The organism is Myxococcales bacterium, assembly GCA_016717005.1.
GTDB lineage: Bacteria > Myxococcota_A > Polyangia > Haliangiales > Haliangiaceae > UBA2376.
In genome coordinates this window covers 15794-40632 of the sequence record JADJUF010000039.1, presented here as the reverse complement: position 1 = coordinate 40632, position 24839 = coordinate 15794, and the positions used below count along the sequence as shown (strand labels likewise).

The following is a 24839-nucleotide window of genomic DNA, read 5'->3' as shown; positions in this document are numbered from 1 at the left end:
CTTTTCGGGATCGGTTCAGGGGATCTCGTCGGCGCCGATGTCGCGCAGGCCCTGCACCCGCGCCTGACCATCGACGTCGATCGTCAGGTCGGTGGGCGTGGCCGGGTCGGCCGCGCCGCGGGCCGCGCTGGCCGCGGTGATGTGGGCGTCGGTCGCGCTCACGAAGCCGGGACCGCCGACGAGGTTGCCGGCGCCGGCCGGCGGCATGCCCGCGGTGAACAGCGAGTAGGTGTGGCCGCAGCCGGTCGCGGTGCGCGCCGGGCCGTCGAACAAGTTGTTGCGGTTGATCGCGCCGATCCCGGTCGAGCCGCACTGGTAGTTCGACGCGGCGGTGTCGAGCGCGAGGTTGCGCGTGAAGGTGTTGTGCTCGACCCGGTGGTCGGTGCACTTGATCGACGCGCCGCCGACCGCGCCGCCCAGCGCGCCGTTGGCGACGACGAGGTTCGACGCGATCGTGCACGCGGTCGCGTCGATCACTAGCCCGCCCCCGGCGTTGCGGGTGATGACGTTGGCGACGAGGGTCGCCGCGCCGTTGTTGACCTGCACGCCCTGGTGGCCGTTGTCGATGAACGCGCCGCCGGTCGCGGTCAGCGCGCAGCCGTTGCACGCGAGGCCATCGTTGGGGCTGGGGCCGACGGTGACCCGCTCGAGCGTGACGGTGGTGCTGGGCTGGGTCCAGATCGCGTCGGACGCGTCGTTCATCGTCGAACCGGTGACCGTGAGGTTGCGCAGCCGCACGCGCCCTCGATAGACCTCGATCCCGTCGCTGTTGCTGCCATCGCTGGTGGCGGTGATGACCGCGGGATCCTGGGACGCGTCGGCGCCGCCGACCAGCAGCACGTCGAACGGCGGCTCGCTCTGGGTGAGCGGGTTGATCCGCACGGTCGCCGGGTACGTGCCGCTGGCCAGGACCACGATCGCGCGCGCCCCGCGGGCGGCGAGCGCGCGCGCGACGGTGCGGCACGGCGCGGCCTGGCTGCACGGGGCGGCGTCGTCGCCGATCGGCGCGACGTAGCGCGCGTCGTCGGACGGCAGGCAGGTCCCGCCGTCGCAGACCTGGCTCCGGCACGCGTCGTCGGTGGCGCACGCGGCGGCGCCGTCGATCGGCGCGTCGGTCGCGGCCACGCCGTCGCTCGGCGTCGCGTCGTCGAGCGGGGCGAGCGCGGGCCGATCGTAGGCGCAGGCCGCCGCGAGGATCGCGGTCGCGGCGCAGGCGAGGCGGAGCATCGGGCCATCGTATCGCGCCGGGCGCACGTCGGGGCCCGGTCCGCCGCGACCTGCGGTACGCTCGGCCGGTGAGGATCCCGCGCTGGGCCTGGGCCCTACCGATCGTGTTCGCCAACTGCATCTGCTCGAACAAGCTGGGCGGCGACCTGACGCTCAACGGCGAGCCGTTCGCGCCGTCGAGCTGCCGCAACGGCGCCGTCTACGGCTTCAGCGGCGTCGAGGTCACCGGCAAGGGCGGCTGGAAGCTGCGGCTGGTGCAGACGCCGACCGGCGAGGCCAACGTCGTCGTGTTCGGGCCCGACTCGCCCCGCGGCGCCGAGCTGGGCGCGTGCGGCACCGTCAAGGTCGACACCCAGAACAGCACCGTCAACGACGTCAAGAACGTCGAGGGCAGCGCCGTCCTCGCGTGCGCCGCCGATGGCGTCAGCCTCTCGGGCAAGGTCACGTTCGAGAACTGTCACTGAGCTGGAACGCCGTCGGCGCCGCGGCCGACGGATCTAGCCCAGGACCAGCGGCGGTTCGCCGGGAATCTCGTCCCCTCGCGCCTGAGCCCGGTGCGTTCAGCGCCGGTCCACGACGCTGTCGCCGCGACCCGTCGGGCTCTCCGCGCGCCGCGGGCGTGACGGCGCGTACGCGGCCAACGCGGGTGGTCGAACGCCACCCCGCGGCGGCGCAGCGGCGCTGGATCGGGGTCATGGCGCAAGTCCTGGCTCGTCTGTCCTCGTGCGCGCTGGCGCTCGCCACCGCGCTCACGCTCACCGCGGCGCCGGCGCGGGCCGACGTCGGCGTCGGGCTGTTCGTCGGCGAGCCGACCGGCCTCGACGTCAAGCTGGGCCTGTCGCGCCGGACCGCGCTCGATCTGCTGTTCGGCGCGTACTCGCGCTGGGACAACCTGAACGACGGCGCCTACGCCCACGCGACCTACCTGGTGACGCCGATGATGTCGCGCGGGCGCAGCGTGCTGGTGCCGCTGCGGCTCGGCGTCGGGGTGGCGCTGTTCGACGACGCCGGCCGGTTCGACGACGACCTGCACGTCGCCGCGCGGTTCCCGCTCGAGCTCGCGCTGGTGTTCCGCAAGACCCCGATCGAGCTCTACGGCGAGCTGGCGCTCAAGATCACCGTCATCGACCCCGGCCCCGACCACCCGACCGTCGATCTCGACGGCGGCCTCGGCCTGCGCTTCTACTTCTGAGGTTCAGCGGATCGTCGCCGAACCCAGGCAGGTGCAGGGGGACGCCGAGGGCCGTGAGTTGGGCCGAAGCAGGTCGGCCCCTCGGGCGGCGAGCCCTGACCGGGCCGCACCCGAGCCGCGAGCCGCCCGCGCGCGGACCGGCTCGATCGACAATCCTGCCCGTGCTGACGCCGGGCCGCCGGCCGCTACGTGCTGCGCTTGCGGTAGCCCAGACCGCGAGCGCGTTGGAAGAAGACCGCGAAGCCGGCCAGCTTCAGGAGCGCCGGGGCCAGGTCGCCGATCGTGCTGCCCTTGATGTAGACCGAGCGGATGACGTCGATGAAGTAGGTGGACGGGTTGAACACAGCGATGTGCTAAACCCAGCCGAGCATGCTCTCAACCAGCGTATACAGCCCACCGAGCAGGATGAAGATCATCATCACGAAGAACGAGAACAGGGTCGCCTGCTGCTGGTGCTCGCTGACCGTGCTGAGGAACAGGCCGACGCCGAGCACGCCGACCAGGTAGACCGCGGCGAAGACGTAGATCGTCAGGAACGCGCCGACCGGGATCAGGCCGTAGACGAAGCGCGCGACGATCATGCCGAGCGTGATCGACGCCAGCCCGAGCACCCAGAACGGGATCAGCTTGCCGAGGATGAACTGGTACTTCTTGATCGGCGTGACGTTGATCTGCTCGATCGTGCCGTCCTCCTTCTCCTTGACGATGTTGAGCGCCGACAGGAGCGCCCCGACCATGGTCACGAGGATCGCGAGGATGCCCGGCACCATGAACATCGGGTAGTCGACGTGCGGGTTGAACCAGCTCGCGGACGTGACCTCGATCGTCGGCACTGGCCCGGCCCGGCCCGGGGCCGCGGCCAGGAGCTCCTGCTGGAGCTGCCGCACCATCGCCGAGGCGTAGGCGACGCCGAGCCCAGCGCGGACGCCGTTGACGCCGTCGGCCGCGATCTGCAGCGCCGCCCGGCCGGTGACGGTCAGGTCGTGATCGAACCCGGCCGGGATGGTCAGCACCAGGTCGGCGGCGCGCCGCTCGACCAGCGCGACGCCCGCGTGGTAGTCGTCCGGCGTCGCGACCACCTCGAAGTAGCTCGACGCGCCCAGCCGGTCGACCAGGCGCCGCGACGTGCCCGAGTGATCGTGATCGACGACCGCCAGCGAGATGCCCTTGACCTCGTAGTCCGCCGCCATCGGGATCAGCACGAGCTGCATGATCGGCATGACGAAGATCAGCCGCAGGATCGTCTTGTCCCGGAAGATCAGCAGGAACTCTTTCTGGAGGATGTAGAACAGGGTGCGCATTACTAGAGCCGCTGCCGGAAGGTCTTGAGCGCGATCGCCAGGAGCCCGACGGTCATGCCGACCAGGATCAGCGTCGGCTTGATCACCGCCGCGAACCCCAGGTGCTTGATCATGACGTCGCTGACGATCAGGTAGAACCACTTGGTCGGGACCACGTTGCTGAACACCCGCAGCGGCAGCGGCATGTTCTGGATCGGGAACATGAAGCCGCTGAAGACCAGGGACGGCATCAGCAGGCCGACCAGCGAGATGAACATCGCGGTCTGCTGGGTCGCGACCACGTTCGAGATGACCAGGCCCAGCGCCAGCGTCGCGACGATGAACAGCAGGCACTCGGCCAGCAGCAGCGGCACGTTGGCGCCGGTCGGCATGTCGAGCAGGCCGTACGACAGGCCGAGGATGATCAGCACGTCGATGAAGCACAGGAGCAGGTACGGCACCGCCTTGCTGACGATCACCACCAGCGGGTTCATCGGTGACACCAGCAGGATCTCCATCGTGCCGGTCTCCTTCTCGCGGACGATCGACACCGAGGTCATCATCGCGCCGAGCAGCATCAGGATCAGCGTCATCACGCCCGGCACGAACATGTAGCTGCTCTTGAGCTGCGGGTTGTAGAGCATGCGGGTCTCGATCGCGATCCCGCCGCGGGCGGCGGCGGGGCCCGCCAGGTCGGCCTGGACCTGGGCGATGATCGCGCTGGCGTAGGCGGTGACCGTGGCGGCGGTGTTGGCGTCCGACGCGTCGGCGACCACCCGGACCTGGGCGTGGAGGTCGTGGCGCAGCGCGCGGTCGAAGCCGGCCTGGAACACCACGGCGACCCGGGCCTCGCCCCGGCGGAAGCTGCGCAGGAGCGCGGCCTCGTCGTCGACCCGGCCGACGAGCGCGAAGTAGCGGCTCTGGTCGAGGCGCTCGGTGATCGCGATCGTCGTGGCGTCGGGCGTGGGATCGAGGACCACGAACCGCGTGCTCTTGACCTCGTTGGACAGCGCGAACCCGAACAGGATCATCATCACGACCGGCAGGCCCAAGAGGATGATCAGGCTCTTGCGATCGCGCAGGACGTGCTTCCACTCCTTGACGACGAACGCGAAGAACACGCGCGCGCGACGCGGCCCGGGCGGCTCGCGGCTCGGCGCGGCGGCTCGTGGGGGCTCGTGCCCGACGGGGGGCGGGCCGAACGGCTCAGTCGCCATGGCGGGTCGCCCTCCGGGCCAGGGCCACGAACACCGCCTCGATCGAGGTCGCGCCGTGCTGGGCGTAGAGCTCGGCCGGCGTGCCGATCGCCGCGATCGCGCCGTCGACCATGATCGAGACCCGGTCGCAGTACTCGGCCTCGTCCATGTAGTGGGTCGTGACGAACACGGTCATGCCGCGCGACGCCTGCTCGTAGATCAGATCCCAGAACTGCCGGCGGACGATCGGGTCGACGCCGCCGGTGGGCTCGTCGAGGAACACCACCTTGGGCTCGTGGACCGTCGCGACCGCGAAGCTGATGCGCTGCTTCCAGCCCAGCGGCAGCGCGTCGACCTGGGTGTCGGCGGCGGCGCCGAGGTCGAGGCGCGCGACGATCTCGGCGGTCTTGGCCCGGACCTGGGCCCGCGACAGGCCGTAGATGCCCGCGAAGAAGCGGATGTTCTGGCGGACGGTCAGCTTGCCGTAGAGCGAGAACTTCTGGCTCATGTAGCCGATCCGCTGCTTGATCTGCTCGGCCTGGGTCATCGCGTCGAAGCCCGCGACCGTGGCGCGGCCCGAGGTCGGCTCGAGCAGGCCGCAGAAGATCCGCATCGCGGTGGTCTTGCCGGCGCCGTTGGCGCCGAGGAAGCCGAAGATCTCGCCGGGCGCGACCGTCAGGTTGATCGCGTCGACGGCGGTGAACGCGCCGAAGCGGCGGGTCAGGTCGACGGCCTCGATCGCGTGCTCAGGCATGGGCCCGCTCGTGGGTCAGGTGGATGAAGACGTCCTCGATGTTGGGCGCGATCGGCCGGATCGAGACCTCGCCGTGCCCGGCCGCGCGCAGGTGCGCGCGGACGCCGTCGACGCCGGCGACGTCGGCGGCGGTGAGCACGAGGTGCTGCTCCTGGCCGAACGCGTAGCAGTACTCGGTCCGGGCGTAGGCGCGCAGGTCCTGCAGCAGCCGGAACGGCTGGGGCCCGCGGACCGCGTAGGTCGCGACGGCGTGGCCGGCGAGGAGCGCGGCGAGCGTGTCGAGCGCGATGATCTCGCCGTGCTGGACCAGCGCGATCCGGTCGCAGCGCGCGGCCTCGTCCATGTACGGCGTCGACACGACGATCGTGATGCCCCGGTCGCGGAGCCGGCCGAGCATGTCCCAGAACTCCTTGCGCGACACCGGGTCGACGCCGGTGGTCGGCTCGTCGAGGAACAGCACCTTGGGCTCGTGGATGAGCGCGCAGCACAGCGCCAGCTTCTGCTTCATGCCGCCCGAGAGCTTGCCGGCGAGGCGCGTCTTGAACGGCTCGAGCTGGGTGTAGATGTCGGCGATCAGGTGGTAGTTGGCGTCGACCGTGGTGCCGAAGACGGTCGCGAAGAACGCCAGGTTCTCGGCGACCGACAGGTCCTGGTACAGCGAGAACCGGCCGGGCATATACCCGACGATCCGGCGGATCGCCTTGAAGTCGCGCACGACGTCGTGGCCCTCGACCGAGGCGGTGCCGCGATCGGCGAGCACGAGCGTGGTCAGGATGCGCAGGAGCGTGGTCTTGCCGGCGCCGTCGGGGCCGATCAGCCCGAACAGCTCGCCGCGGGCGACGGTGAACGACAGGTCGACGACCGCCGGCACCTTGCCCGCGGCGTAGCTCTTGCTGACGCCGTCGACGATCACCGAGGCCGCGGGCGCGCTCATGTCAGAACACCACCTCGCCGTACATCCCGATCTTGAGCGTGCCGTCGTTGGCGACGCGGATCTTGACGGCGTAGACGAGGTTCGAGCGCTCGCTCTTGGTCTGGATGGTCTTGGGCGTGAACTCGGCCTTGTCCGCGACCCAGATGAGCGTGCCGGGCAGCTCGCGGAAGGCGCCGGGGCCGGCGTCGATGAAGACCCGCACCGGCTGGTTGAGCTTCACGCGGCCGAGCTGATCGCCGGTGATGTAGGCGCGCAGGACGATGTTGGTGAGGTCGGCGATCTTGTACAGCGGCTTGCCCGGGGTCGCGAACTCGTACCGCTCGGCGTACTTGGTCAGCACCGTGCCGGCGACCGGGTTGACCACCGTGCACTTGCTGATCTGCTGCTCGATCTGGGCGATCCGCGCCTGGGCCGGCTCGCGCTCGCTCTGCGAGGCCCGGTTCTGCGTGTCGATCTGCGCGGCGTACGAGGTCCGCTGCTGCCGGATGATCGCGATCTGGCTCGAGGTCGACGCCAGCTGGCGCTTGAGGATCGCGAGCTGCCCCTCGAGGTCGGCGAGCTGCTTGGCCGGCGCGGCCTGGGCCGCGACCAGCTCGGCGAACCGCGCGCGCTCGCGCTCGAGGACCCGCACCTGCTCCTGCTGGACCGCGAGCTGCGCCTCGCTGGCCTTCTGCTGCTCGCGCAGCACGTCGAGCTGGGGCTTGGCCTCGGTGGTCCGCTCGGTGATCGCGGCGTCGGTCGCGCGCAGCTGGGCCTTCTGCAGCTCGAGCTGGCTGCAGTCGATCTCGGCGGCGATGGCCTGGGCCGCGAGCTCCTGGCCCTCCTCGATCGGCATCTGCAGGAGCTGGCCGGCGACCTCGGCGGCGATGATGGTCTCGCGCGCCTCGAACACGCCGCTGGCGTCGTGGGGGTGGCCCTGGTCGCGGCACGCGGCCACCAGGCTGACGAGCGCGGCGGCGACGGCCAGGGCCGCGCGGTCGGCGCGGCGGAGCTTCGGGTCGATCATAGGTCACCTACGATGAATGCGAGCTGGTGGCAGGCGAGGCTGCGCTGGGCCTGGTGCACGACCCGCTTGCTGCGGGCCAGGTCTTCCTGGGTGAGGTCGTTGACGAGGTCGGTCATCGTCGCGGTGCCCAGCGCCAGCTGGGTCTCGGTGTAGGCCCGGGCCCGGGCGCGCACGTCGACGAGCTGCGCGTCGATCACGAGCGCGGCGTCGAGCCGGGTCAGCTCGGCCCGCTGGGTCGCGAGCTGCACGTTGACCTGGGTGACGACCGCGTCGCGCGACCGCGCCAGGAGCGCCTGCTGCACCGCGAGCTGCCGCCGCGCCTTGCGGCGGGTGCCGGCGTACAGGTAGGTCAACGGCACGGTGACCTGGACGCCGCCGATGGCGAAGAAGCCGAACTCGTCGTCGAGGGCGTTGAGCCCCGGGCGCCCGTAGCCGCCGGTCGCGAACGCGGCGACGCGGGGGTGATCGGTGGCGGCCTCGGCGTCGTCCTGCGCGGTCAAGAGGCGCTGCTGCGCGGTCAGCACCGCGAGCTCGGGGCGGTGCAGCGCGGCGGCGTCGCCCGGCGGGGCGGCGTCGCACCGGTCGGCGACCTCGAAGCGGCCGGTCAACGGCGCGCCGGTCAGCTCGGCCAGGCCGCGACGGGTCGCGTCGAGGCCCGCGGCGGCGTCGGCCGCGGCCTGCAGCGCCTCGAGCTGGCGCGCCTCCACCAGCAAGACGTCGCGCTCGATCACCACGCCGGACGCGCGCGCGGCCTCGGCCTTGCTGTGCACGGTGGCCAGGTGATCGGCCAGCGTCTCGGCCTGGTGGGCCAGCTCCTGCTGCACGACGCCGGCGTAGTAGAGCTGCAGGATGCGCTCGCGCACCTGGTACCACTCGAGCTCGACCTTGGCCGTCTCGACGTCGGCGCGGCGGGCCGCGACCCGCTGCTGGCCCGCGACGACGCCGCCGTCCCACAGGCTCTGCGCGAGCTCGAGCGTGACCTTGTACTGATCCTTGGCCGGCGGGGTGATCGTGACGCCCGGCAGCGGGATCGCGATGGCCGTGACCTCGGACTGCCAGGTCGCCTGGCCGGCGAGGGTGAGCCGCGGCAGGTAGGCCTGGTCGAGCTGCGCCTGCGAGATCGCGCGGGCACGGGCGATCAGCGGCTCCTTCGCGAGCGTCGGGTGCGAGCGGCGCCCGGCGTCGAGCAGCGCGGTCAGCGTGATCGGCGGGCCGTCGTCGGCGCGGGCCGGCGCCGCCGGCAGCGGCACGCACAGCGCGATGAGCAAGATCGCAGGGACTCGACGCATGTCAGCGCTCCTCGGTCGGCCCGGGCCCGGGCGTCAGCAGCAGCACCACGTACCGCTTGAGCTCGTCGGCGCGGCGGCGCAAGAAGGCCTGGTAGGCGGGCTCGTCGAGCTCGAACAGGTGCTTGAACAGGTGCCGGCCGACGAACGGCATCACGCACATCCCGATCAGCGACGTGATGAACTGGATCGGGTCGTGCTCGCGCACCTGCCCGGCCCGGGCCGCGGCCCGGAACGCCGCCGCGAAGCGCTGCGGGAAGTCGCGGGCGACCTGCTTGAGCAGGTCGCTGTGGGTGGCCGACACCTGCAGCAGGTAGAACGGCAGGAACGGGTGCTCGATCAGGTGGGCGACGTAGAGGTCGACGAACGTGCAGGTGAACGCGATCAGGTCGGTGCGGTCGCGGAAGCTGGCCTGGATCTTCGGGAACAAGAGCCCGGCCTTGTCCCGGAACACCTGCGCGAACAGCTCGTCCTTGCTGCGGAAGTGGTAGTGCAGCATCGCCTTGTTGATCTCGGCGCGGTCGGCGATGGCTTGCATCCGCGAGCCGGCGTGGCCGTGGACCAAGAACTCGGCCTCGGCGGCCGCCAGGATCTTCTGCTTGGTGTCGAGCTTGTCGTCGGTCATGGGTGTTAACCAAATGGTTTATCCGTCTGGTTGGTTCTAGCCCTGGCCGCGGCCGCTGTCAAGCGCGACGCGCCTGCGGCCGATCGACCCGACGCCGGGGCTCATCCGCGCGGCCGAATCGCGCGGCCGATTCGCGCGGCCGATTCGCGCGGCCGATTCGCGGGGCCGTGACGCACGGCGACGCGACGCGACGCGTGGTGAGGCAGGGTGACGCGTGCGGCTGATTCGCGCGGTGACGCGAGGTGATTCGCGCGGCTGCTTCGCGCGGTGATGCCAGCGTGACGCGCGCGGCAGCTTTCGCGAGGTGGCGCGCGAGGTGGCGCGCGAGGTGGCGCGCGGCGCTCAGGCCGTCGGGCGGAACGCGTTGGTCGACGGGTCCCAGGCGTAGACGTCGGGCCCGTCGGCGAAGCCGAGCTCGCGCAGCGGCTGCTTGAGCGGGCGGTAGCCGTCGGTCTGCGGGATGCTGCCGACCCGGCGGACGCGGGTCGGTCGGGCGTGGGCCGGCAAGGTCACGACCGCGCGGGCGAGCGCGTCGAGATCGAGGGTGGCGGTCGGCTCGAGCGCGAACGCGGCCGCCGGCACCTCCTTGTCCGGCGTCGCCGGATCGGCGATCGCCACCGCCACGCACGCGGTCACCGCGTCCTGCTGGTGGAGCGCGTCCTCGATCTGGCGGCTGGGCACCGGGCCGCTGGCGGTGCGGATCACGTCGCCGTGGCGATCGACGAACCAGTAGTCGCCGTCGGCGTCGATCCGCAGCAGATCGCCGGTGACGAACCAGGTGTCGCCGGGGCCGAACGCGTCGTGGATGAGCCGGGTCGGGGCGATGTGGGCGATGTCGGCGATGCCGCGCGCCGAGTCGAGCCGCGCCACCAGCATGCCGGGCTCGTCGATCGGCGCGCGCACCAGCCGGCCGCGCGGGCCGCGCACCAGATCGTCGGCGTCGAAGTCGTACGCCGCGATCGCGAGCTCGGGGCTGCCGGGCAGCGGGTGGCCGACCGCGCCGATCTTGTCGCCGGCGGCGTTGGCCAGCACCGCCGAGGCCTCGGTCGACGCGTAGAACTCGAGCACGCCGACCGCGCCGAAGCGCTCGGTCAGGCGCCGCCACAGATCGGGTCGCATGCCCGAGCCCGCGAACAGTCGGACCGGGTGGTTGCGCTCGCCGACGGTGAACGGCGCGCGCACCAGCGCTCGGGCCATCTCGCCAGCGTAGAACACCACGCTCACGCCGTAGCGCCGCACCTCTTGCCAGAACACGTCGGGCGCGAACCGCGACGCCAGCGCCAGGCGGGCGCCGCCGACCAGCGCGCTGCCGGCGGCCACGAGCATGCCGGTCGGGTGGTGCAGCGGCAGCGCGCAGTAGACCGTGTCGCGGTTCGTGAGCGTGCAGGTCGCCGCGGCGCCCAGGGCCGAGAACGCCCAGCGCCGGTTGGTGACGCGGTTGGCGCGCGGCGCGTCGTGGAGCCCGCCGACGACGAACACCATCGCCAGGTCGCGGGCCCGGCCCGGGTCGGCGCGGAACCACGGCGGCAGCGGCACGGTCTCGGGATCGATCGCCTCGAGATCGATCACGCCCGGCGGCAGGCTGCGGGCCTCGTGGACGCCGCCCAGCACCATCAGCTTGCCCGAGAACGCGCCCGCGACGGCGCGCGCGTCGTCAGGGTCGGCGATCACCGCCTCGGCCTCGCCGACGTCGAGCGCGCGGCGCAGCGACGGCTCGGGCAGGCGCGGCGACACCAGCACCGCGACCGCGCCCAGGCGCGACAGCGCGGTCACGACCGACAGGTAGCTGGGGCGGCCGGTCATGATCACCGCGACCCGCTGGCCCGGGCGCACGCCGGCATGGATGAGCCCGCGCACGACCGCGTCGACCCGCCGGTTGGCCTCGCCGTAGGTGAACGCGCGGTCGCGCCACAGGAAGAAGGTGCGCTCGGGGATCTCGCGGGCCTGATCGGCGAGGGCCTTGCCGATCGACACGACCGTGTCGTCGCGCAGGTTGCGCAGGCGGTGCAGGCGCGGCAGCTGCCAGCGCAGGTTGTCGAGGTAGTCGGACAGATCGTCGGTGGCGTCGCCGACCCGGTCCCAGAGCGCGCGCGCGGTCTTGCCGACGACGTCGCCGGCCAGGTCGAGGTCGTACTGGACCTCGCCGAGGGCGCCGTCGAGGTCGTCGTCCTCGAGATCGTCGTCGGGGGCGTGGCCGGTCGAGGCCGCCGCCGGGGCTCGGGGCGGCGCGATCCGGGCCGGCTGCGGGCCGGCGCCGTCGCGCCAGCGCACCCACTCGACCACGATCGGCCACGTCACCGACAGCGCGGTCGAGCCGACCACCAGGCCGAAGTGCCCGGCCTTGACCATCACCTCGAACAGCTCGGTGACCGCGGGCGCGGCCTTGCGGATCCCGCGGACCGCCGCCGGGCGGCCCATCTCGTCGCGGTCGCCGACGAAGTACAGGATCGGCGAGTCGATGTCGGCCAGGGAGACCGAGTGCCCGTCGATGACGATGCCGCCGGAGGTCATGCGGTTGGCGACGATGATCTCGTCGACGAACTTGCGCAGGGCCGGGCCGGGCCAGGCCACGAAGCCCTGGCCGCCGAGGAACAGCCGGCGGGCCTCGCGCTTCTCGAGCGCCGAGCGGTCGTGCAGCTTGCGCACGAAGTCGATCAGCTGCGACGCCTCCTTGCGCGCCGACAGGAGCCGGAAGCCGGTCGAGGTCAGCACGCCCGGCAGGCCCTCGATCCGCGCCAGCGGGCCGGCGATCGCCCGCTGCACGCTGGCGACGATCTGCTCGACGATCTGATCGGCGATCGGCACCGAGCGGTGGACGTCGACCGGCGAGCCGAACGTGATGATCGACGCGATGCCGGCGCTGCGCCGGAACGCCGCGGCCTGGTACGCGAACATGCCGCCCTGCGAGTAGCCGGCGAGGTGCACGTCCCGGCCGGTGACGGCGCGGATCTTGTCGATCGCCTCGGACACCGCGCGCACGTGATCGTCGAGGGTGCGGTCCATGCCGCCCTCCTCGCGCTCGGGCGCGCCGAAGTCGGTCATCCACACGTCCATGCCCGACCGGGTCAGGAACGCCACCGCCGACACGTCGGGCGCGATGTCGTAGACCTCGGACGCGACCATCAGCGGCGGCACCAGCAAGAGCGGCGCGGCGCTCGACGGCGACGGCGACGCGTAGCGGCGCAGGCGGAAGATCGGGGTCTGGTGGACGACCTCGAACGGCGCGCCGTACGGGGCGGTCAGGCGCCCGGCCCGCATGATCTCGAGCGCGTTCTGCCAGGCCAGGCCGACCTTGCGCAGGCGCTTGGTCCACGCGACCTGACGCCGCCGGCGAGCGGTGGCCGAACCACGAGGCGGGGCGGCGGGATCAGGCATCGGCGGCAGTGTACATGCGGCTCGCGCGGGCCCGCCGCGATCGCGGCAGCGATGTCGTGGTCGGCGGATCGAGCGCCGACGGGCGCGGGCTACGTGCGCGGAACCGCGGCCGCGCGGGCGCTGGCCTGGCGGCTGCAATGGTGGGTGGCATGCGGAGACTCGTCAGCACGATCGCGATCGCGACCCTGGCCGCCTGTGGCGGCCTCGACGCCGGCTACCCCGGCGACTTCGGCGCCACCCCGGGCGGGGTCAAGGACCTGCACCTCGCGCGCGATCTGATCGCCCGGGGGCTGGTGCCGCCGGCGGCGGCGCTCCCGGTCGAGGGCATGTTCGCCGAGCACGACCTCGGCCTGGCCGGGCCCCCGTGCCCCGACACGCTGTGCCTGCGCGGCGGCCTCGGGATCGCGCCCGGCGCCGACGGCGTGCCGCGCGGCTGGGTCCAGGTCGGGCTGTCGTCGACGATCGATCCCGCCACCTACGTCCGGCCGGCGACGACGTTCATCTACACGGTCGACGTCTCCGGCTCGATGGGCTGGGACAGCGGCGCCGGCACGCCCGGCGAGCTGTCGCGCCGGCTCCTGCGCGGCCTGGCGCCGCGGCTGACCGCGCGCGATCAGGCGGCGATCGTCACCTACGGCTCGAGCGTCACCACCGCGCTGGCGCCGATCGCCGGGGATCAGCAGCTCACGATCCAGCGCGCGATCGATCGGCTGGGCGAGGGCGGGGTGACCGACATGGAGGCCGGCCTCGCGCGCGCCTACGAGCTGGGCCGCGCCGCCCGCGCCGCCGGGCGCGGCAACGTCCGGATCGTGCTGTTCACCGACGTGCAACCCAACGTCGGCGCCACCACGCCCAGCCAGTTCGACCGGATCGTCACCGACGGCGCGACCGCGGGCGTCAGCCTGACCGTGGTCGCGCTCGGGCTCGGCATCGGCCCGGAGGTGCTGCAGAGCATCGCCGATCAGCGCGGCGGGAACGCGTTCGGCCTGATCACCGCCGCCGACGTCGACACGTTCCTGGCCGACGAGGATCCGTGGTTCGCGGCGCCGATCGCCAACGCGCTGCGGGTGGGCGTGCGCACCGCGCCGGGGGTCGGCATCGACGCGCCCTACGGGTTCCCGGTCGGCTTCGCCGAGGACCCGACCATGAAGGTCGAGTCGGTGTTCTTGTCCAAGCGCAAGGGCGCGCTGCTGGTCGCGCTGGCCGGCGACGATCTGACCGGGCTGACCGCGCAGCTCGAGCTGACCTACCTCGACCCGGCCGGCGTCCAGCACGGCGGCGCGATCCCGCTGGCCCGGGGCGACGCGACGCTCGACGACCGCGGCCAGTGGTTCGAGCAGGAGGCGACCGCGCGCACCACCGCGCTGGCGCTGATCACCACCGCGATGCGCGACGCCGCCGACGCCTACGCGACCTCGCACGCCGAGGCCGACGCCATCCTGCGCCCGGCGCTGGCGCGGTTCGAGGCCGACGCGGCGGCGCTGGCGGCGCCCGACCTGCCGGTCGAGGTCGACCTGGCGCAGGACCTGCTGCGGCTGATCGAGCTGGGCGCGCCCCAGGGCACGCTCTACGGTCAGAGCCTGTAACTTTCGGTCGAGCGCCGGGGCGTCTCGCGTCGCGGCGGGGAGGCTCGGGAGGCCTGCCCGAGCTACCGACGTGGTCCGGACGAGCCCTCCGACCCCAGCGTCTGCCCCTGCCCGGGCGCCCGCCCGAACGGGCAGGGGCGGCAGACAACCCGCGGTCGCCATCGTAGAGTGTGCCCCAAGCTCGGGACCTACCCGGGCGGCACGCAACGACCGTCCGCGAGGAACGCCATGGGTACGAGCACCGTCCAGATCACGATCGACAACTTCCAGGAGATCATCGACAAGCCCGGCATCGTGATGCTCGACTTCTGGGCCGAGTGGTGTGGGCCGTGCAAGGTGTTCGCGCCGGTGTTCGAGAAGGCGGCCGAGAAGTACACCGACGTGGTGTTCGGCAAGATCGACACCGAGGCCGAGCAGGACCTGGCCCAGGCGGTGGGCATCTCGGCGATCCCGACGGTGATGGTGTTCCGCGACGGCGTGCTGCTGTTCCGCGAGTCGGGCGCGCTGCCGCCCCAGGCGATCGACTCGATCGTCGAGCAGGCCAAGAAGCTCGACATGGACGAGGTCAAGAAGAAGGCGGCCGAGCACCAGCACGGGCCGGGCTGCGACCACGATCACGATCACGACCACGATCACGATCACGGCCACGATCACGGCCCCGACCACGAGCACTGACCGGCCGCCGGCGACGATCACGTCGGCGAAGTAGAGCTGGTAGTGGCGCGGCGAGTGGGCGCGCAGCCACGGCTGCCCGCGGAGGTGGGTGGTGACCGCGAGCCCGGCGTCGGCCACGAGCGTGGTCAGGCGGTCGGGGTCGCCGGTGCCGAGGCCCGGCTCCGGCGTCGAGACGATCGCGCGCCCGGTGGCGGTGAGGGCCTCGGCGGTGGCGTCGATGAACGCGCCGGGATCGTCGAGCAGGTCGACCAGGTTGGCCGCGATCAGCGCGTCGACCCGGGCGGCGGCGAACGGCAGCGCCTCGGCGTCGACCACCGCGCCGACCGCGCCGGTGGCCGCGCAGGTGCGGACCACCGCGCGCAGCGAGCGATCGGTCACGACGACGGTGCGCCCGCGCCGGGCCAGGCGCGCGGCCAGCATGTTGCCGCCGCAGCCGACCTCGACCACGACCTTGGCGGCGGCCGGCACCAGCGCGGTGATCGTCGTCGCGGGATCGGGCGCGGCCGCGAGCCAGGCGGCGATGCTCGCGTCGTCGGTGTCGGCCGCCGGGCGCAGGTCGTCGTCCTCGGCCGCGGTCCAGTCGTCGCCGAACGCCAGCGCCTCGGTCGGGCCGGCCGCGCGCGCGAGCTGATCGATCAGCGCGAGCTGGGTGACGGTGACCGCGTCGGCCTCGGCCAGGGTCGCGAGCACCGCGTCGCGGTAGCTGGCCAGGTACGCCATCGGCGACGGCACGACGATCGGCACGCCCGCCAGCACCGGGTACAGCGCCGGGCACGCGGCGCAGGTGAGGACCGCGCCGCCGTGGCGCGGGCGGAGGCGACCGCGGCACGCGCCGGCGACGCAGGTGAGGAGATCGTGCAGGACGGTGCGTGCGCTCATGGGAGGACCTCGGCGTGGGTGTCGAGCCAGGCCCGCAGGGTCGCGAGGTCGGCGGGCAGCGGGGCGTCGATCGGCGGGCGCTCGGGCAGCTCGAGGCGCGCGGCGTGGAGCGCGAGGCGCAGGGGCGGCGCGTCGGCGAAGGCGCCGCGCAGCGTGCGCTTGCCGTAGAGCGGGTCGCCGACGATCGGCGCCTCGAGCGCGCGCAGGTGCACACGGATCTGATGGTGGCGGCCGGTCACCGGCCGGGCCTCGACCAGGGTCACGGCGTCGGCGCCCAGCCGCCAGCGCGCGCGGGCCGACAGGTCGGTGCGCGCGGCCTTGCCGCCGGCCTCGCCGGGCTGCGCGGGCCGGGCCTTGCCGCGCCGGGCCTCGTGCAGCGCCAGGTCGACCGTGCGCTCGCCCGGGAGATCACCGAACGCGAACGCGAGGTAGGTCTTGCGCACCGCGCGATGCTCGAACGCCGCGCACAGCGCGCGGTGGGCCGCGGCCGAGCGCGCGAACACGACCACGCCCGAGGTGTCCTGATCGATCCGGTGCACGACCCACAGCGCCTCGCCGCGCGCGGCCTCGAGCAGGTGCCGCAGCGCGGCCGGTCCACCGTCGACGCGCCCGGGGATGACCGGCACGCCGGCCGGCTTGGCCACGGCGATCAGATCGTCATCCTCGAACAGGATCGGCAGGTCCACCTGGGCCTTGTAGCGCGGCGTCGGGCGCCCGCGCGACCTGCGCGTCTGCTCCGGTGCGCGCGTGTCGCACCTCGCCTGCGACAATGGCGCGCGCCCGCGAAACCGCTGGCGAATGTGGCGGCGCCCAGCGGTGGTGCTTCGCGCCCCGGTGTTACGATGCGCACACCACTCGACGATGGGGTGACTCGCACGCGCGAGTCGTGTGCGTCGGGTGGCCCATCCGTCCATCTGCCCAGACTGGTACCTGCCCGGACCGGCTCACCGGTCACCGCGGCTCCGAGAAGAGGGATCATGGCCAAGAGCGACTTCGCGACTGCCGCTGCCAACGTCAAGAGCGCGCCGCACTCGACGGCTGCGTGGGACGAGCTCGAAGAGCTGGCCCGCGAGACCGACAAGCCCGACGACGTGATCGCCGCGTACCGCGACGCGTTGCAGAGCGGCCTCGATCCGCAGGTGGTCGAGATGATCGGCGAGCGCGCCGCGGCGTTCTGCGACGAGTGGTTCGGCGACGAGCCCAAGGTCGCCGAGAGCATCCTCGGCAAGGTGCTCGATCTGGCGCCGCAGTCGGAGACCGCGCTCGGGCGCCTGAGCGTGCTCTACACCCAGCACGAGCGCTGGGCCGATCTGCTGCGCCTCTACGATCGCGCGCTGACCGCGGTCAAGGACGGCGGGCGCCGCGTCAAGCTGCTGCGCGAGGCCGCGCAGCTCGCGAAGGACGTCGCCAACCAACCCGAGAAGGCGATCGGCTACCTGCAGCGGTTGCTGCCGCTGACGCCGGACGATCACCAGCTGAGCCTGTCGCTCGAGCGCCTGCTCGAGCGCTACGAGCGCTGGGCCGATCTGATCGGCCTGTGGGAGGGCCGGCTCGAGCGCCAGCCCAAGGTCGAGCGCGACAAGAGCCGCGCGCGGATCGCCGCGTGCTACCTCGACAACCTGCGCGACTCGGCGAAGGCGCTGGCCGCGGTGCGGCCGCTCCTGGCGGTGGCCGAGGACGATCACGAGCCGTGCAGCCTGCTCGAGCAGATCGTCGTGGCGCCGCACACGCACGAGAAGGATCGCAGCGCTGCGCTCGATCTGCTGCGCGCGCACTACGACGCGACCGGCCGGCCGCGCGAGGTGATCCGCGTGCTCGAGCGGACGATCGAGCTCGACCCCGGCGCCAGCCAGGCGCTGCGCGAGGAGGCCGGCGCCCGCCTGGCCGAGCTCGACGACGACCAGGCCGCGATGGATCACTACGCGGCGCTGCTGGCGCTGCAGCCGGACTCGTCGGTGACGCAGGAGAAGCTGCGGCAGCTGGCCCAGCGCTCGAACAACTACGCCGGCTACGCCAAGGGCGTCGCGGCCGCGGCCGACAACGCCGCGACCGTCGGCCGCCGGGTCGAGCTCTTGTCCGAGGCGGCGCGCACCCGGCTCGATCTCCTCGACGACGCCGCCGGCGCGATCGAGCTGTACCAGCGCGCGCTCGGCCTCGAGGGCGCCGGCGCCAAGGAGCTGCTGCACGTCAGCCGGCGCCTGTCGGAGCTGTTCTCGCGGGTCGATCGCCCGCGCGACCGGTTCGAGATCCTCGAGAAGCTGGCCGGGCTCGAGCCGGCGCCGGCCGCGCGGCGATCGGTGATCGGTGAGGCCGCGCGCCTGGCCGAGACCCTGGGCGAGACCGATCGGGCCCTGGCGCTGTGGCGCCAGCGGATCGCCGACGACGGCGACGATCTGGCCGCGCTCGACGCGGTGATCGCGCTGCTCGAGCACGCCCAGCGCTGGCCGGAGCTGGTGGTCGCGCTCGACACCCGCGCCGGCAAGGACGTGTCGGCGGCGCAGCGCCGCGCCGACCTGACGCGGATCGCGGTGGTCCAGCGCGATCACGTCGGTGACGCGCCGGCCGCGATCGCGGCGTGGCAGCGCGTGGCGGCGACGTTCGGCGACGATCCCGAGAACGTCGGGGCGCTGACCGAGCTGTTCGCGAACGCCGGGCGCTGGGCCGAGATGGCCGACCTGCTCGAGCGCACGTCGAGCGGCGACATCGAGCGCACGACCGCGCGCCTCAACCGGCTGGGCCAGGCGCTGGCCGAGCACCTCGCGCAGCTCGATCGGGCGCTGGCCGCGTACCGCGCCGCGCTGGCGATCGACAGCGTCAACCCCGCGGCGCGGGCCGGGCTCCTGCGCTTGCTCGACAGCCCTGCGCACCGCAGCGCCGCCGCCGACGCGCTGGCCGCGAGCTACCGCGAGAGCCAGGACTGGCCGGGCTACCTGCAGCTGGTGCCGGCCCGCCTCGCCGACGCCGCCGACGATCGCACCCGGCTGGCGCTCCTGCGCGAGGCCGCGTACATCCGGCAGCAGCACCAGGACGACGCCGCCGGCGCGCTCGGCCACCTCGTCGACGCGTTCCCGCTGGCGCCGCGCGACGGCGTGATGGAGGGCCAGCTGCTCGCGCTGGCCGCGCGCACCAACGACTACGCCGCCGCGGCCACCGCCGTGGCGCGGGCGATCGCGGCGCTGGCCGACGACCCCGACGAGGCCGCGCGCCTGCGCGTCGTGCGCGCCGGCGTGCTCGAGCAGCACCTCGGCGACGCCGCCGGGGCGCTGGCCGAGTACGGCCTCGTCCACGCGCACGATCCGCGGCAGGTGATCGCCACCACCGGCGTGATCCGCCTGGCGCCGGGCTTCGGCGGTTGGACCGAGGCCGCCCAGGCGCTCGGGCGCTACGCGGTCGCCAAGGAGCGCCTCGACGAGGGCCTGCTGGCGCGGCTCGAGGACGCCGCCCGGGCTGGCGGCGCGGTCGACGCGGCGGCGGCGGCGCTCGAGGCCACCGCCGGTCAGGTGGCGTTGCCGCCCGCGGTCGCCGCGGCGTGGTGGGGCCGCCTGGCGCTGTGGCACCGCGACGTGCGCGACGATCGCCCCGCGGCGATCGCGGCGTTCAGCAAGGCGCTGGCGGCCGGCGGCGATCGCGCGGACACCTTGCGCGCGCTGGCGGAGCTGCTGCGGGCCGGCGGCGCGTCGGCGCCGCTGCTCGACGTGCTGCGCCGGCTGGCCGACGCGGACCCCCGCGATCTCGACGTCCTGGTCGAGGCCGCCGATACCGCCAGCCGGATCGGCGATCGCGACGCGTCGCTGACGATCCTCGGCCAGGTGCTCGGGCGCGCGACCGCGGCCTGGCGCGGCTCGGCCGCGATCACCTCGGCCCGGCCGGCCGAGGCGGTGGTCCGGTGGGCCGTCGACGGCCTGGTCGATCTGCACAAGGGCGCCGGCCGGCCGCGCGCGGCGGTCGACCTGCTGGTCGAGTCGGCGCGGTTGCCGTTCGACGTCGCGACCCGGCGCGAGCTGCGCCTGCGCGCCGCCGCGATGGCGGCGAGCGAGCTCAACGACAACAGCGCCGCGATCGACATGTACCGCGGCGTGCTGGCCGACAGCCCCGGCGATCTCGAGATCATCGATCGCCTGGGCGGGCTGCTCGACGCCGAGGGCCGGGTCGCCGAGCTGCTCGGCCTGCGCCAGCTCCAGCTCGGGCTCGAGCAGGACGCGGCGCGGCGCCTCGAGCTGCGCCTCGACATCGCCCGCCTGGTCGGCATCGTCGAGGAGAAGGGCGGGCGCCTCGAGGCGCTGACCGCCAACCTCGCCGATCACCCCGGCCACGACGCGTCGATCGACGCGGTCGCCGGGTTCCTGGCCGGCAAGGGCCAGCACAAGGCCCTGGCCGATCTGCTCGAGGAGCAGGCCGGTCGCCTCGAGCAGGCCGGCGACGCGCCCAAGGCCGCGCGCCTGTGGGCGCGGTTCGCGGGCGTGGCCGAGCGCGACACCGGCGAGGCCGATCGTGCGATCGCCGGCCACCGTCGGGTGGTGACGCTGGCGCCGACGCCCGAGTCGTTCCGCGCGCTGGCGCGGCTCCAGATCAACCGCGGGCAGCCGGCCCAGGCGGTGCCGTGGTTCGAGAGCCTGCTGTCGACGGTCACCGGCGCCGAGCGGATCGGCGTCGTGCACCAGCTCGCGAAGGCCCACCTCGCGGCCGACCAGGCCGATCGCGCGATCGCGGCGATCGAGGGCAGCCTCGACGATCGCGAGCCGGCGCTCGAGCTGCGCGTCATGCTGGCCGACCTGTACCGCGCCGCCCAGCAGTGGGAGCCGCTGGCGCGCCACCTGACCCGGTCGCTCGACCGGTTCGCCGACGACGGCCGCGCCCGCGAGTTCGCGCGCGAGGCCGCGGCGATCTACACCGACAAGCTGGCGGCGCCGGCCAAGGCCATCCCCGCGCTCGAGCGCGCGCTCGCCGTCGACCCCAGCGACAAGGAGCTGCGGGCCCAGCTCGCCACCGGCCTGCGCGTGGCCGGGCGCCTGCCCGAGGCCCGGGCGATGCTGACCGAGCTGATCGAGGGCTTCGGCCGCCGCCGCGCGCCCGAGCGCGCCGCGCTGCACGTCGAGCTGGCCAAGGTGGCGCAGGCCGAGGGCAAGCTCGACGAGGCGCTGACCGAGATGGAGGCGGCGTCCAAGATGGACGTCAACAACGCGCGGATCCAGCGCGAGCTGGCCGAGCTGTTCCGGGCGGCCGGGCAGATGGACAAGTCCGAGCGGACCTACCGCTCGCTCCTGCTGGTCGTGCGCCGGCAGCCGCCGGGCGAGGACGAGACCGCGGTCGGCCAGAGCGAGGTGCTCTACGAGCTGTCGGCGGTGGCCGCGAGCCGCGGCGAGGCCGATCAGGCCACCGAGCTGCTCGAGAGCGCGATCGACGCGGCGGTGCAGTCCGACGTCGAGGTGCGCCGGCTGCGCCGCAGCCTGATCGCCCACGGCCAGGCCGAGACGCTGCTGCGGGTCCTCGAGATGCGGCTGTCGCAGCTCGCCGGGAGCCAGACCAGCGAGCACGCCAGCCAGGCCCGGCTGCTCCACGACATGGCCGAGGTGCTCGACACCAACCTCGGGCGCACCGCCGACGGGCTCGACGCGATGATCAAGGCGATCGGCCACGCGCCGGCCCGGCTCGATCTCCACGACAAGGCCCGGGCCCTCGCCGCGAAGGTGGGCGAGACCAAGAAGTACGTCGAGGCGGTCGAGGCGGTCGTCGACCGGCTGCGCCGCAAGGACGATCCGCCGCTGGTCGCGGCGCTGCTGCTCAAGGCCGGCGAGGCGCTCGAGCACGACGCCAGCGATCTGCGCGGCGCCGCCGGGCTGTACCGCCGGGTCGAGATGCTGGGCGAGCGGCTGGCCGAGGCCTACTACGCCCAGGCGCGCGTGGCCGGCGCGCTCGGCGACAACGACGAGCAGGCGCGCGCGCTCGACAACATGCTGCGGCTGGCCGGCGCCGATGGCGGCGAGCCGTCGCCGGCGCAGGTCGACGCGCTCTATCGCCTGGCGGAGATCTTCATCGCGTCGCCGGCCCGTCGGGCCCAGGGCATCGACCTGATCGAGAAGGCGTTCGCGGCCGAGCCGCGCTGGGCCCAGGCCGGGCGCGTGCTCAAGGCCGCGTCGGCGACCGATCCGGGCGACGCGCGGGTGATGGCGCTGTACGAGCGGGTCGCGCGCAACGGCGGCGACAACGAGCTCCTGCTCGACTTCCTCGAGAAGCGCGCGCAGCAGCCGGGCGCGACCCCGTCGCAGATCCGTGAGGCGGTCGACGTCGCGGTCGAGCTCGGGCAGGCCGGGCGCGCCGAGGCGCTGCTGGGCCGGGCGGTCGACGCCGCGCGGGCCTCGGGCGACGGCGTGGGCGGCGCGGTCTGGGCGGTGATCGCCCTGGCCGAGGTGCGGATCCGCGCCGGCGAGCTCGCCGGCGCCCGCGAGCTGGTCTACGACGTGGTGAGCATCGCCGACGCTGCGCAGATCGAGCCGTTGATCGGGCGCCTGGCCGCGGCCGCCGCGGGCGCGCCCGGGCAGCTCGAGCTGGCGTCGGAGATGTACGAGCTCCTGCGCGAGCGGCGCCCGGCCGATCGCGCGGTGTGGGAGCCGCTGGTCGAGCTGTACCAGCAGGCCGGCGACGGCGATCGGCTGGCCAGCGTGGTGTCGTCGACGCTGCCGCACCTCGGCGACGCCGGCGAGCGCAACGCCCTGCGCCGCGCCCACGCGCGGTTCTTGATCGAGCGGCTGGCGCGGCACCACGACGCCGCCGACGTGCTGCGCGACGCGCTCGCCGACGATCCCGACGATCTCGAGGCGGCCGAGATGCTCGAGACCAACCTGCGCAAGCAGGGCGACGACGACGGCCTCGCCGAGTTCCTGTGGGCGCGCTTCGACGACGCGGTCAAGCGCGGCAACCGGGCGTCGACCGTCGACGTCGCGCTGCGGCTGGGCGCCCACCTCGACGCCACCGGCGCCGGCAGCGGCAAGGTCTATCGCGGCGCGCTCGAGGTCGCGCCCGACGATCTGCAGCTCCTGCGCGGCGCGGTCGCCACGATCGGGCCCGACGACGACGGCCGCGCGGCCGCCGAGCTGATGGAGCGGTTGCTCGCGGTCGAGACGGCCGAGCAGGTGCCGACGATCACCTGGCACCTGGCCTCGGCGTACCAGGAGGCCCAGGACTGGGCCGGCGTGCAGCGGGTGCTCGAGCTCGGGCACCGGGGCGCGCCTGACGACGCGACGATCCACGATCGCCTCGAGCAGCACTACCGCGACACCCAGCAGTGGGAGCCGCTCGCGCGGCTGATGATCGCCGACGCCGAGCGCGCCACCGACGACGCGGTCGTCGTCGCGCGCCTGCGCGAGGCCGCGTCGGTGTTCTCCGGCTTCCTCGGCCAGCCCCTGGCCGCGGCCGGGGCCTTGCGGGCCGCCACCCACCGGGTGCCGTCGGCGCCCGAGCTGGTGGCCGAGCTGGCGGCGGCGTGCGCGGCCGGCGGCGACCACGCCGCCGCGGTGGCGTCGATCGATCGCGCGCTCGATGGCGACGACGCGCCGATCCAGGGCGTCGCCCGGGTCGATCTGTTGCTGCTGCGCGCCAGCCTGCGGCAGCAGAGCGGGGATCACGAGCCGGCGGTGGTCGATCTCGAGGAGGCCTACGGGCTCGATCGGGCGCGCGCGTCCGCGGCGCTGACCGACGGGCTCGATCGCGCGCGCGGGCGTGCGGCCGAGGCCGGCGATCTCGCGGCCGAGCGGATCTCGACCTTGCGCCTGGCCGGGCTCCTGGCCGAGCACGGCGACGCCGAGCGGGCCCGCGATCTCCTGATCGGCTGGATCGAGCGCGCGCCCAGCGATCCCGATCCGCTGTACCTGCTGCGCGACATGGACGCGGCGATCGAGCACTGGGACGGCGTGATCGCCGCCAGCACCCGGCTGGCGTACATCGTCACCGGGGAGGCGCAGCTCCAGGCCGCGATGGAGGTGGCCGACGCGGCCGCGAAGGTCGAGCGGGCGGGCGAGGCCATCGCCGTGCTCGAGATGGTGCACGAGGCGCAGCCGTCGTCGGAGGAGCTGCGCGGTCGCCTGCGCGAGCTGTACGAGGCCGCCGGCGCGCACCGCGAGCTGGCGGCGATCTTGATCGCCGACGCCGACCTCGCCGCGGAGACCGACGTGCGGTTCGCGAGCTACAAGCGCGCGGCCGAGCTGTTGCTGTACCAGGCCAGCGACCCCGCCGCCGCGGCCGCCCCCGCCGCCAAGGCGTGCGAGCTGGCGCCCGACGACCACGGCGCGGCGATGCTCTACGTCGACGTCCTGATCGCCTCGGGCCAGACCGCCGAGGCCGGCGCGGTGCTGGAGACCGCGATCGCGGCGCAGAAGAAGCGCTCGCCCGAGCTGGCGATGATGCAGCAGCGCATGGCCCGTGTGTCGGGCACGCTCGGCGACAAGGACGGCCAGCTCAACTGGCTGAAGAAGGCGTTCGACGTCGATCGCAAGAACGGCGAGGTCGCGGCCGAGCTGGCGCAGCTCGCCACCGAGATGGGCGACTACGAGCTGGCGCTCAAGCCGCTGCGCGCGATCACGCTGATGGAGAACCCGCAGCCGATCACCCGGCCGATGGCGCTCCTGTGGGAGGCCAAGATCGAGCACGCGCGCGGCAACCGCGCCAAGGCCGAGCTGTGGGCCAAGAAGGCGCTGCGCGAGGACCCGGCGTTCGCCGAGGCCCAGCAGTTCCTCGACGAGCTGGGCGGCTGAGCGCCGCGGCGGAGGGGCGTCGGGCGCCGCTGGGCGCGTGGCGCGCGGTGGCGCGGCGCCCGGGCCGGGCCTGGCGA

General features: G+C 73.7%; 14 protein-coding genes and 2 pseudogenes. 5 read left to right on the top strand and 11 right to left on the bottom strand.

Annotated features, from left to right (window positions below; genetic code table 11):
- Nucleotides 1–15: 15 nt before the first annotated feature.
- Nucleotides 16–1227: a right-handed parallel beta-helix repeat-containing protein gene (locus IPL61_31190; protein ID MBK9035668.1), complete on the bottom strand. Its 1212-nt coding sequence runs from the start codon at nucleotides 1225–1227 to the stop codon at nucleotides 16–18.
- Between the two features lie 68 nt (nucleotides 1228–1295).
- Between IPL61_31190 and IPL61_31185 the strand changes: the two genes are divergently transcribed.
- Nucleotides 1296–1691, top strand: coding sequence for a hypothetical protein (locus IPL61_31185; GenBank protein ID MBK9035667.1), 396 nt, complete (start codon nucleotides 1296–1298; stop codon nucleotides 1689–1691).
- 230 nt (nucleotides 1692–1921) lie between these two features.
- Complete coding sequence (locus tag IPL61_31180; GenBank protein ID MBK9035666.1) at nucleotides 1922–2419, top strand: hypothetical protein; 498 nt, start codon at nucleotides 1922–1924, stop codon at nucleotides 2417–2419.
- Between the two features lie 185 nt (nucleotides 2420–2604).
- Here the strand turns inward: IPL61_31180 and IPL61_31175 are convergent.
- The 8 genes and pseudogenes from IPL61_31175 to IPL61_31140 form a co-directional block, all read right to left on the bottom strand.
- Nucleotides 2605–3720 (bottom strand): annotated as a pseudogene (locus IPL61_31175) (ABC transporter permease).
- 2 nt (nucleotides 3721–3722) lie between these two features.
- Nucleotides 3723–4916 carry an ABC transporter permease gene (locus IPL61_31170; GenBank protein MBK9035665.1) on the bottom strand — a complete coding sequence of 398 codons (1194 nt, stop codon included), beginning with the start codon at nucleotides 4914–4916 and terminating at the stop codon, nucleotides 3723–3725.
- Entirely contained in the window at nucleotides 4906–5649 is a 744-nt protein-coding gene (locus IPL61_31165) for an ABC transporter ATP-binding protein (GenBank protein MBK9035664.1), read from the bottom strand. The genes IPL61_31170 and IPL61_31165 overlap by 11 nt, the downstream gene beginning before the upstream one ends.
- The gene (locus tag IPL61_31160) at nucleotides 5642–6583 is read right to left on the bottom strand and encodes an ABC transporter ATP-binding protein (GenBank protein MBK9035663.1); all 942 of its coding nucleotides are present in this window, start codon (nucleotides 6581–6583) and stop codon (nucleotides 5642–5644) included. Before IPL61_31160 ends, IPL61_31165 begins: the two co-directional genes overlap by 8 nt.
- 1 nt (nucleotide 6584) lies before the next feature.
- Nucleotides 6585–7589 (bottom strand): HlyD family efflux transporter periplasmic adaptor subunit, encoded by a 1005-nt coding sequence (locus tag IPL61_31155; protein ID MBK9035662.1) that lies wholly within the window; start codon nucleotides 7587–7589, stop codon nucleotides 6585–6587.
- Nucleotides 7586–8878 (bottom strand): TolC family protein, encoded by a 1293-nt coding sequence (locus tag IPL61_31150; protein ID MBK9035661.1) that lies wholly within the window; start codon nucleotides 8876–8878, stop codon nucleotides 7586–7588. The genes IPL61_31155 and IPL61_31150 overlap by 4 nt, the downstream gene beginning before the upstream one ends.
- Nucleotide 8879: 1 nt before the next feature.
- Nucleotides 8880–9500 (bottom strand): TetR/AcrR family transcriptional regulator, encoded by a 621-nt coding sequence (locus IPL61_31145; GenBank protein ID MBK9035660.1) that lies wholly within the window; start codon nucleotides 9498–9500, stop codon nucleotides 8880–8882.
- Nucleotides 9501–9842: 342 nt separating this feature from the next.
- Nucleotides 9843–12875: an alpha/beta fold hydrolase gene (locus IPL61_31140; GenBank protein ID MBK9035659.1), complete on the bottom strand. Its 3033-nt coding sequence runs from the start codon at nucleotides 12873–12875 to the stop codon at nucleotides 9843–9845.
- 149 nt (nucleotides 12876–13024) lie between these two features.
- On the opposite strand from IPL61_31140, the gene IPL61_31135 reads away from it, so the two are divergent.
- Nucleotides 13025–14461, top strand: a complete 1437-nt coding sequence (locus IPL61_31135; GenBank protein MBK9035658.1) for a VWA domain-containing protein — start codon at nucleotides 13025–13027, stop codon at nucleotides 14459–14461.
- A gap of 228 nt (nucleotides 14462–14689) precedes the next feature.
- The gene (trxA, locus tag IPL61_31130) at nucleotides 14690–15136 is read left to right on the top strand and encodes a thioredoxin (GenBank protein ID MBK9035657.1); all 447 of its coding nucleotides are present in this window, start codon (nucleotides 14690–14692) and stop codon (nucleotides 15134–15136) included.
- Nucleotides 15137–15310: 174 nt separating this feature from the next.
- Here the strand turns inward: trxA and IPL61_31125 are convergent.
- Both IPL61_31125 and IPL61_31120 read right to left on the bottom strand, forming a co-directional pair.
- A pseudogene (locus IPL61_31125) lies at nucleotides 15311–16015 on the bottom strand (methyltransferase domain-containing protein).
- Entirely contained in the window at nucleotides 16012–16929 is a 918-nt protein-coding gene (locus tag IPL61_31120) for an RluA family pseudouridine synthase (protein MBK9035656.1), read from the bottom strand. The pseudogene IPL61_31125 and the gene IPL61_31120 overlap by 4 nt, the downstream one beginning before the upstream one ends.
- A gap of 63 nt (nucleotides 16930–16992) precedes the next feature.
- Here IPL61_31120 and IPL61_31115 point away from each other — a divergent pair, with 63 nt between their 5' ends.
- Nucleotides 16993–24762, top strand: a complete 7770-nt coding sequence (locus IPL61_31115; protein MBK9035655.1) for a hypothetical protein — start codon at nucleotides 16993–16995, stop codon at nucleotides 24760–24762.
- Nucleotides 24763–24839: the final 77 nt, after the last annotated feature.

Bases quoted from the DNA above. Each gene is read 5' to 3' on its own strand.
- IPL61_31190 (MBK9035668.1), bottom strand. From the start codon at position 1,227: ATGCTCCGCCTCGCCTGCGCCGCGACCGCGATCCTCGCGGCGGCCTGC.
- IPL61_31180 (MBK9035666.1), top strand. From the start codon at position 1,922: ATGGCGCAAGTCCTGGCTCGTCTGTCCTCGTGCGCGCTGGCGCTCGCC.
- IPL61_31170 (MBK9035665.1), bottom strand. From the start codon at position 4,916: ATGGCGACTGAGCCGTTCGGCCCGCCCCCCGTCGGGCACGAGCCCCCA.
- IPL61_31165 (MBK9035664.1), bottom strand. From the start codon at position 5,649: ATGCCTGAGCACGCGATCGAGGCCGTCGACCTGACCCGCCGCTTCGGC.
- IPL61_31160 (MBK9035663.1), bottom strand. From the start codon at position 6,583: ATGAGCGCGCCCGCGGCCTCGGTGATCGTCGACGGCGTCAGCAAGAGC.
- IPL61_31155 (MBK9035662.1), bottom strand. From the start codon at position 7,589: ATGATCGACCCGAAGCTCCGCCGCGCCGACCGCGCGGCCCTGGCCGTC.
- IPL61_31150 (MBK9035661.1), bottom strand. From the start codon at position 8,878: ATGCGTCGAGTCCCTGCGATCTTGCTCATCGCGCTGTGCGTGCCGCTG.
- IPL61_31145 (MBK9035660.1), bottom strand. From the start codon at position 9,500: ATGACCGACGACAAGCTCGACACCAAGCAGAAGATCCTGGCGGCCGCC.
- IPL61_31140 (MBK9035659.1), bottom strand. From the start codon at position 12,875: ATGCCTGATCCCGCCGCCCCGCCTCGTGGTTCGGCCACCGCTCGCCGG.
- IPL61_31135 (MBK9035658.1), top strand. From the start codon at position 13,025: ATGCGGAGACTCGTCAGCACGATCGCGATCGCGACCCTGGCCGCCTGT.
- trxA (MBK9035657.1), top strand. From the start codon at position 14,690: ATGGGTACGAGCACCGTCCAGATCACGATCGACAACTTCCAGGAGATC.
- IPL61_31120 (MBK9035656.1), bottom strand. From the start codon at position 16,929: ATGGACGGATGGGCCACCCGACGCACACGACTCGCGCGTGCGAGTCAC.
- IPL61_31115 (MBK9035655.1), top strand. From the start codon at position 16,993: ATGGCCAAGAGCGACTTCGCGACTGCCGCTGCCAACGTCAAGAGCGCG.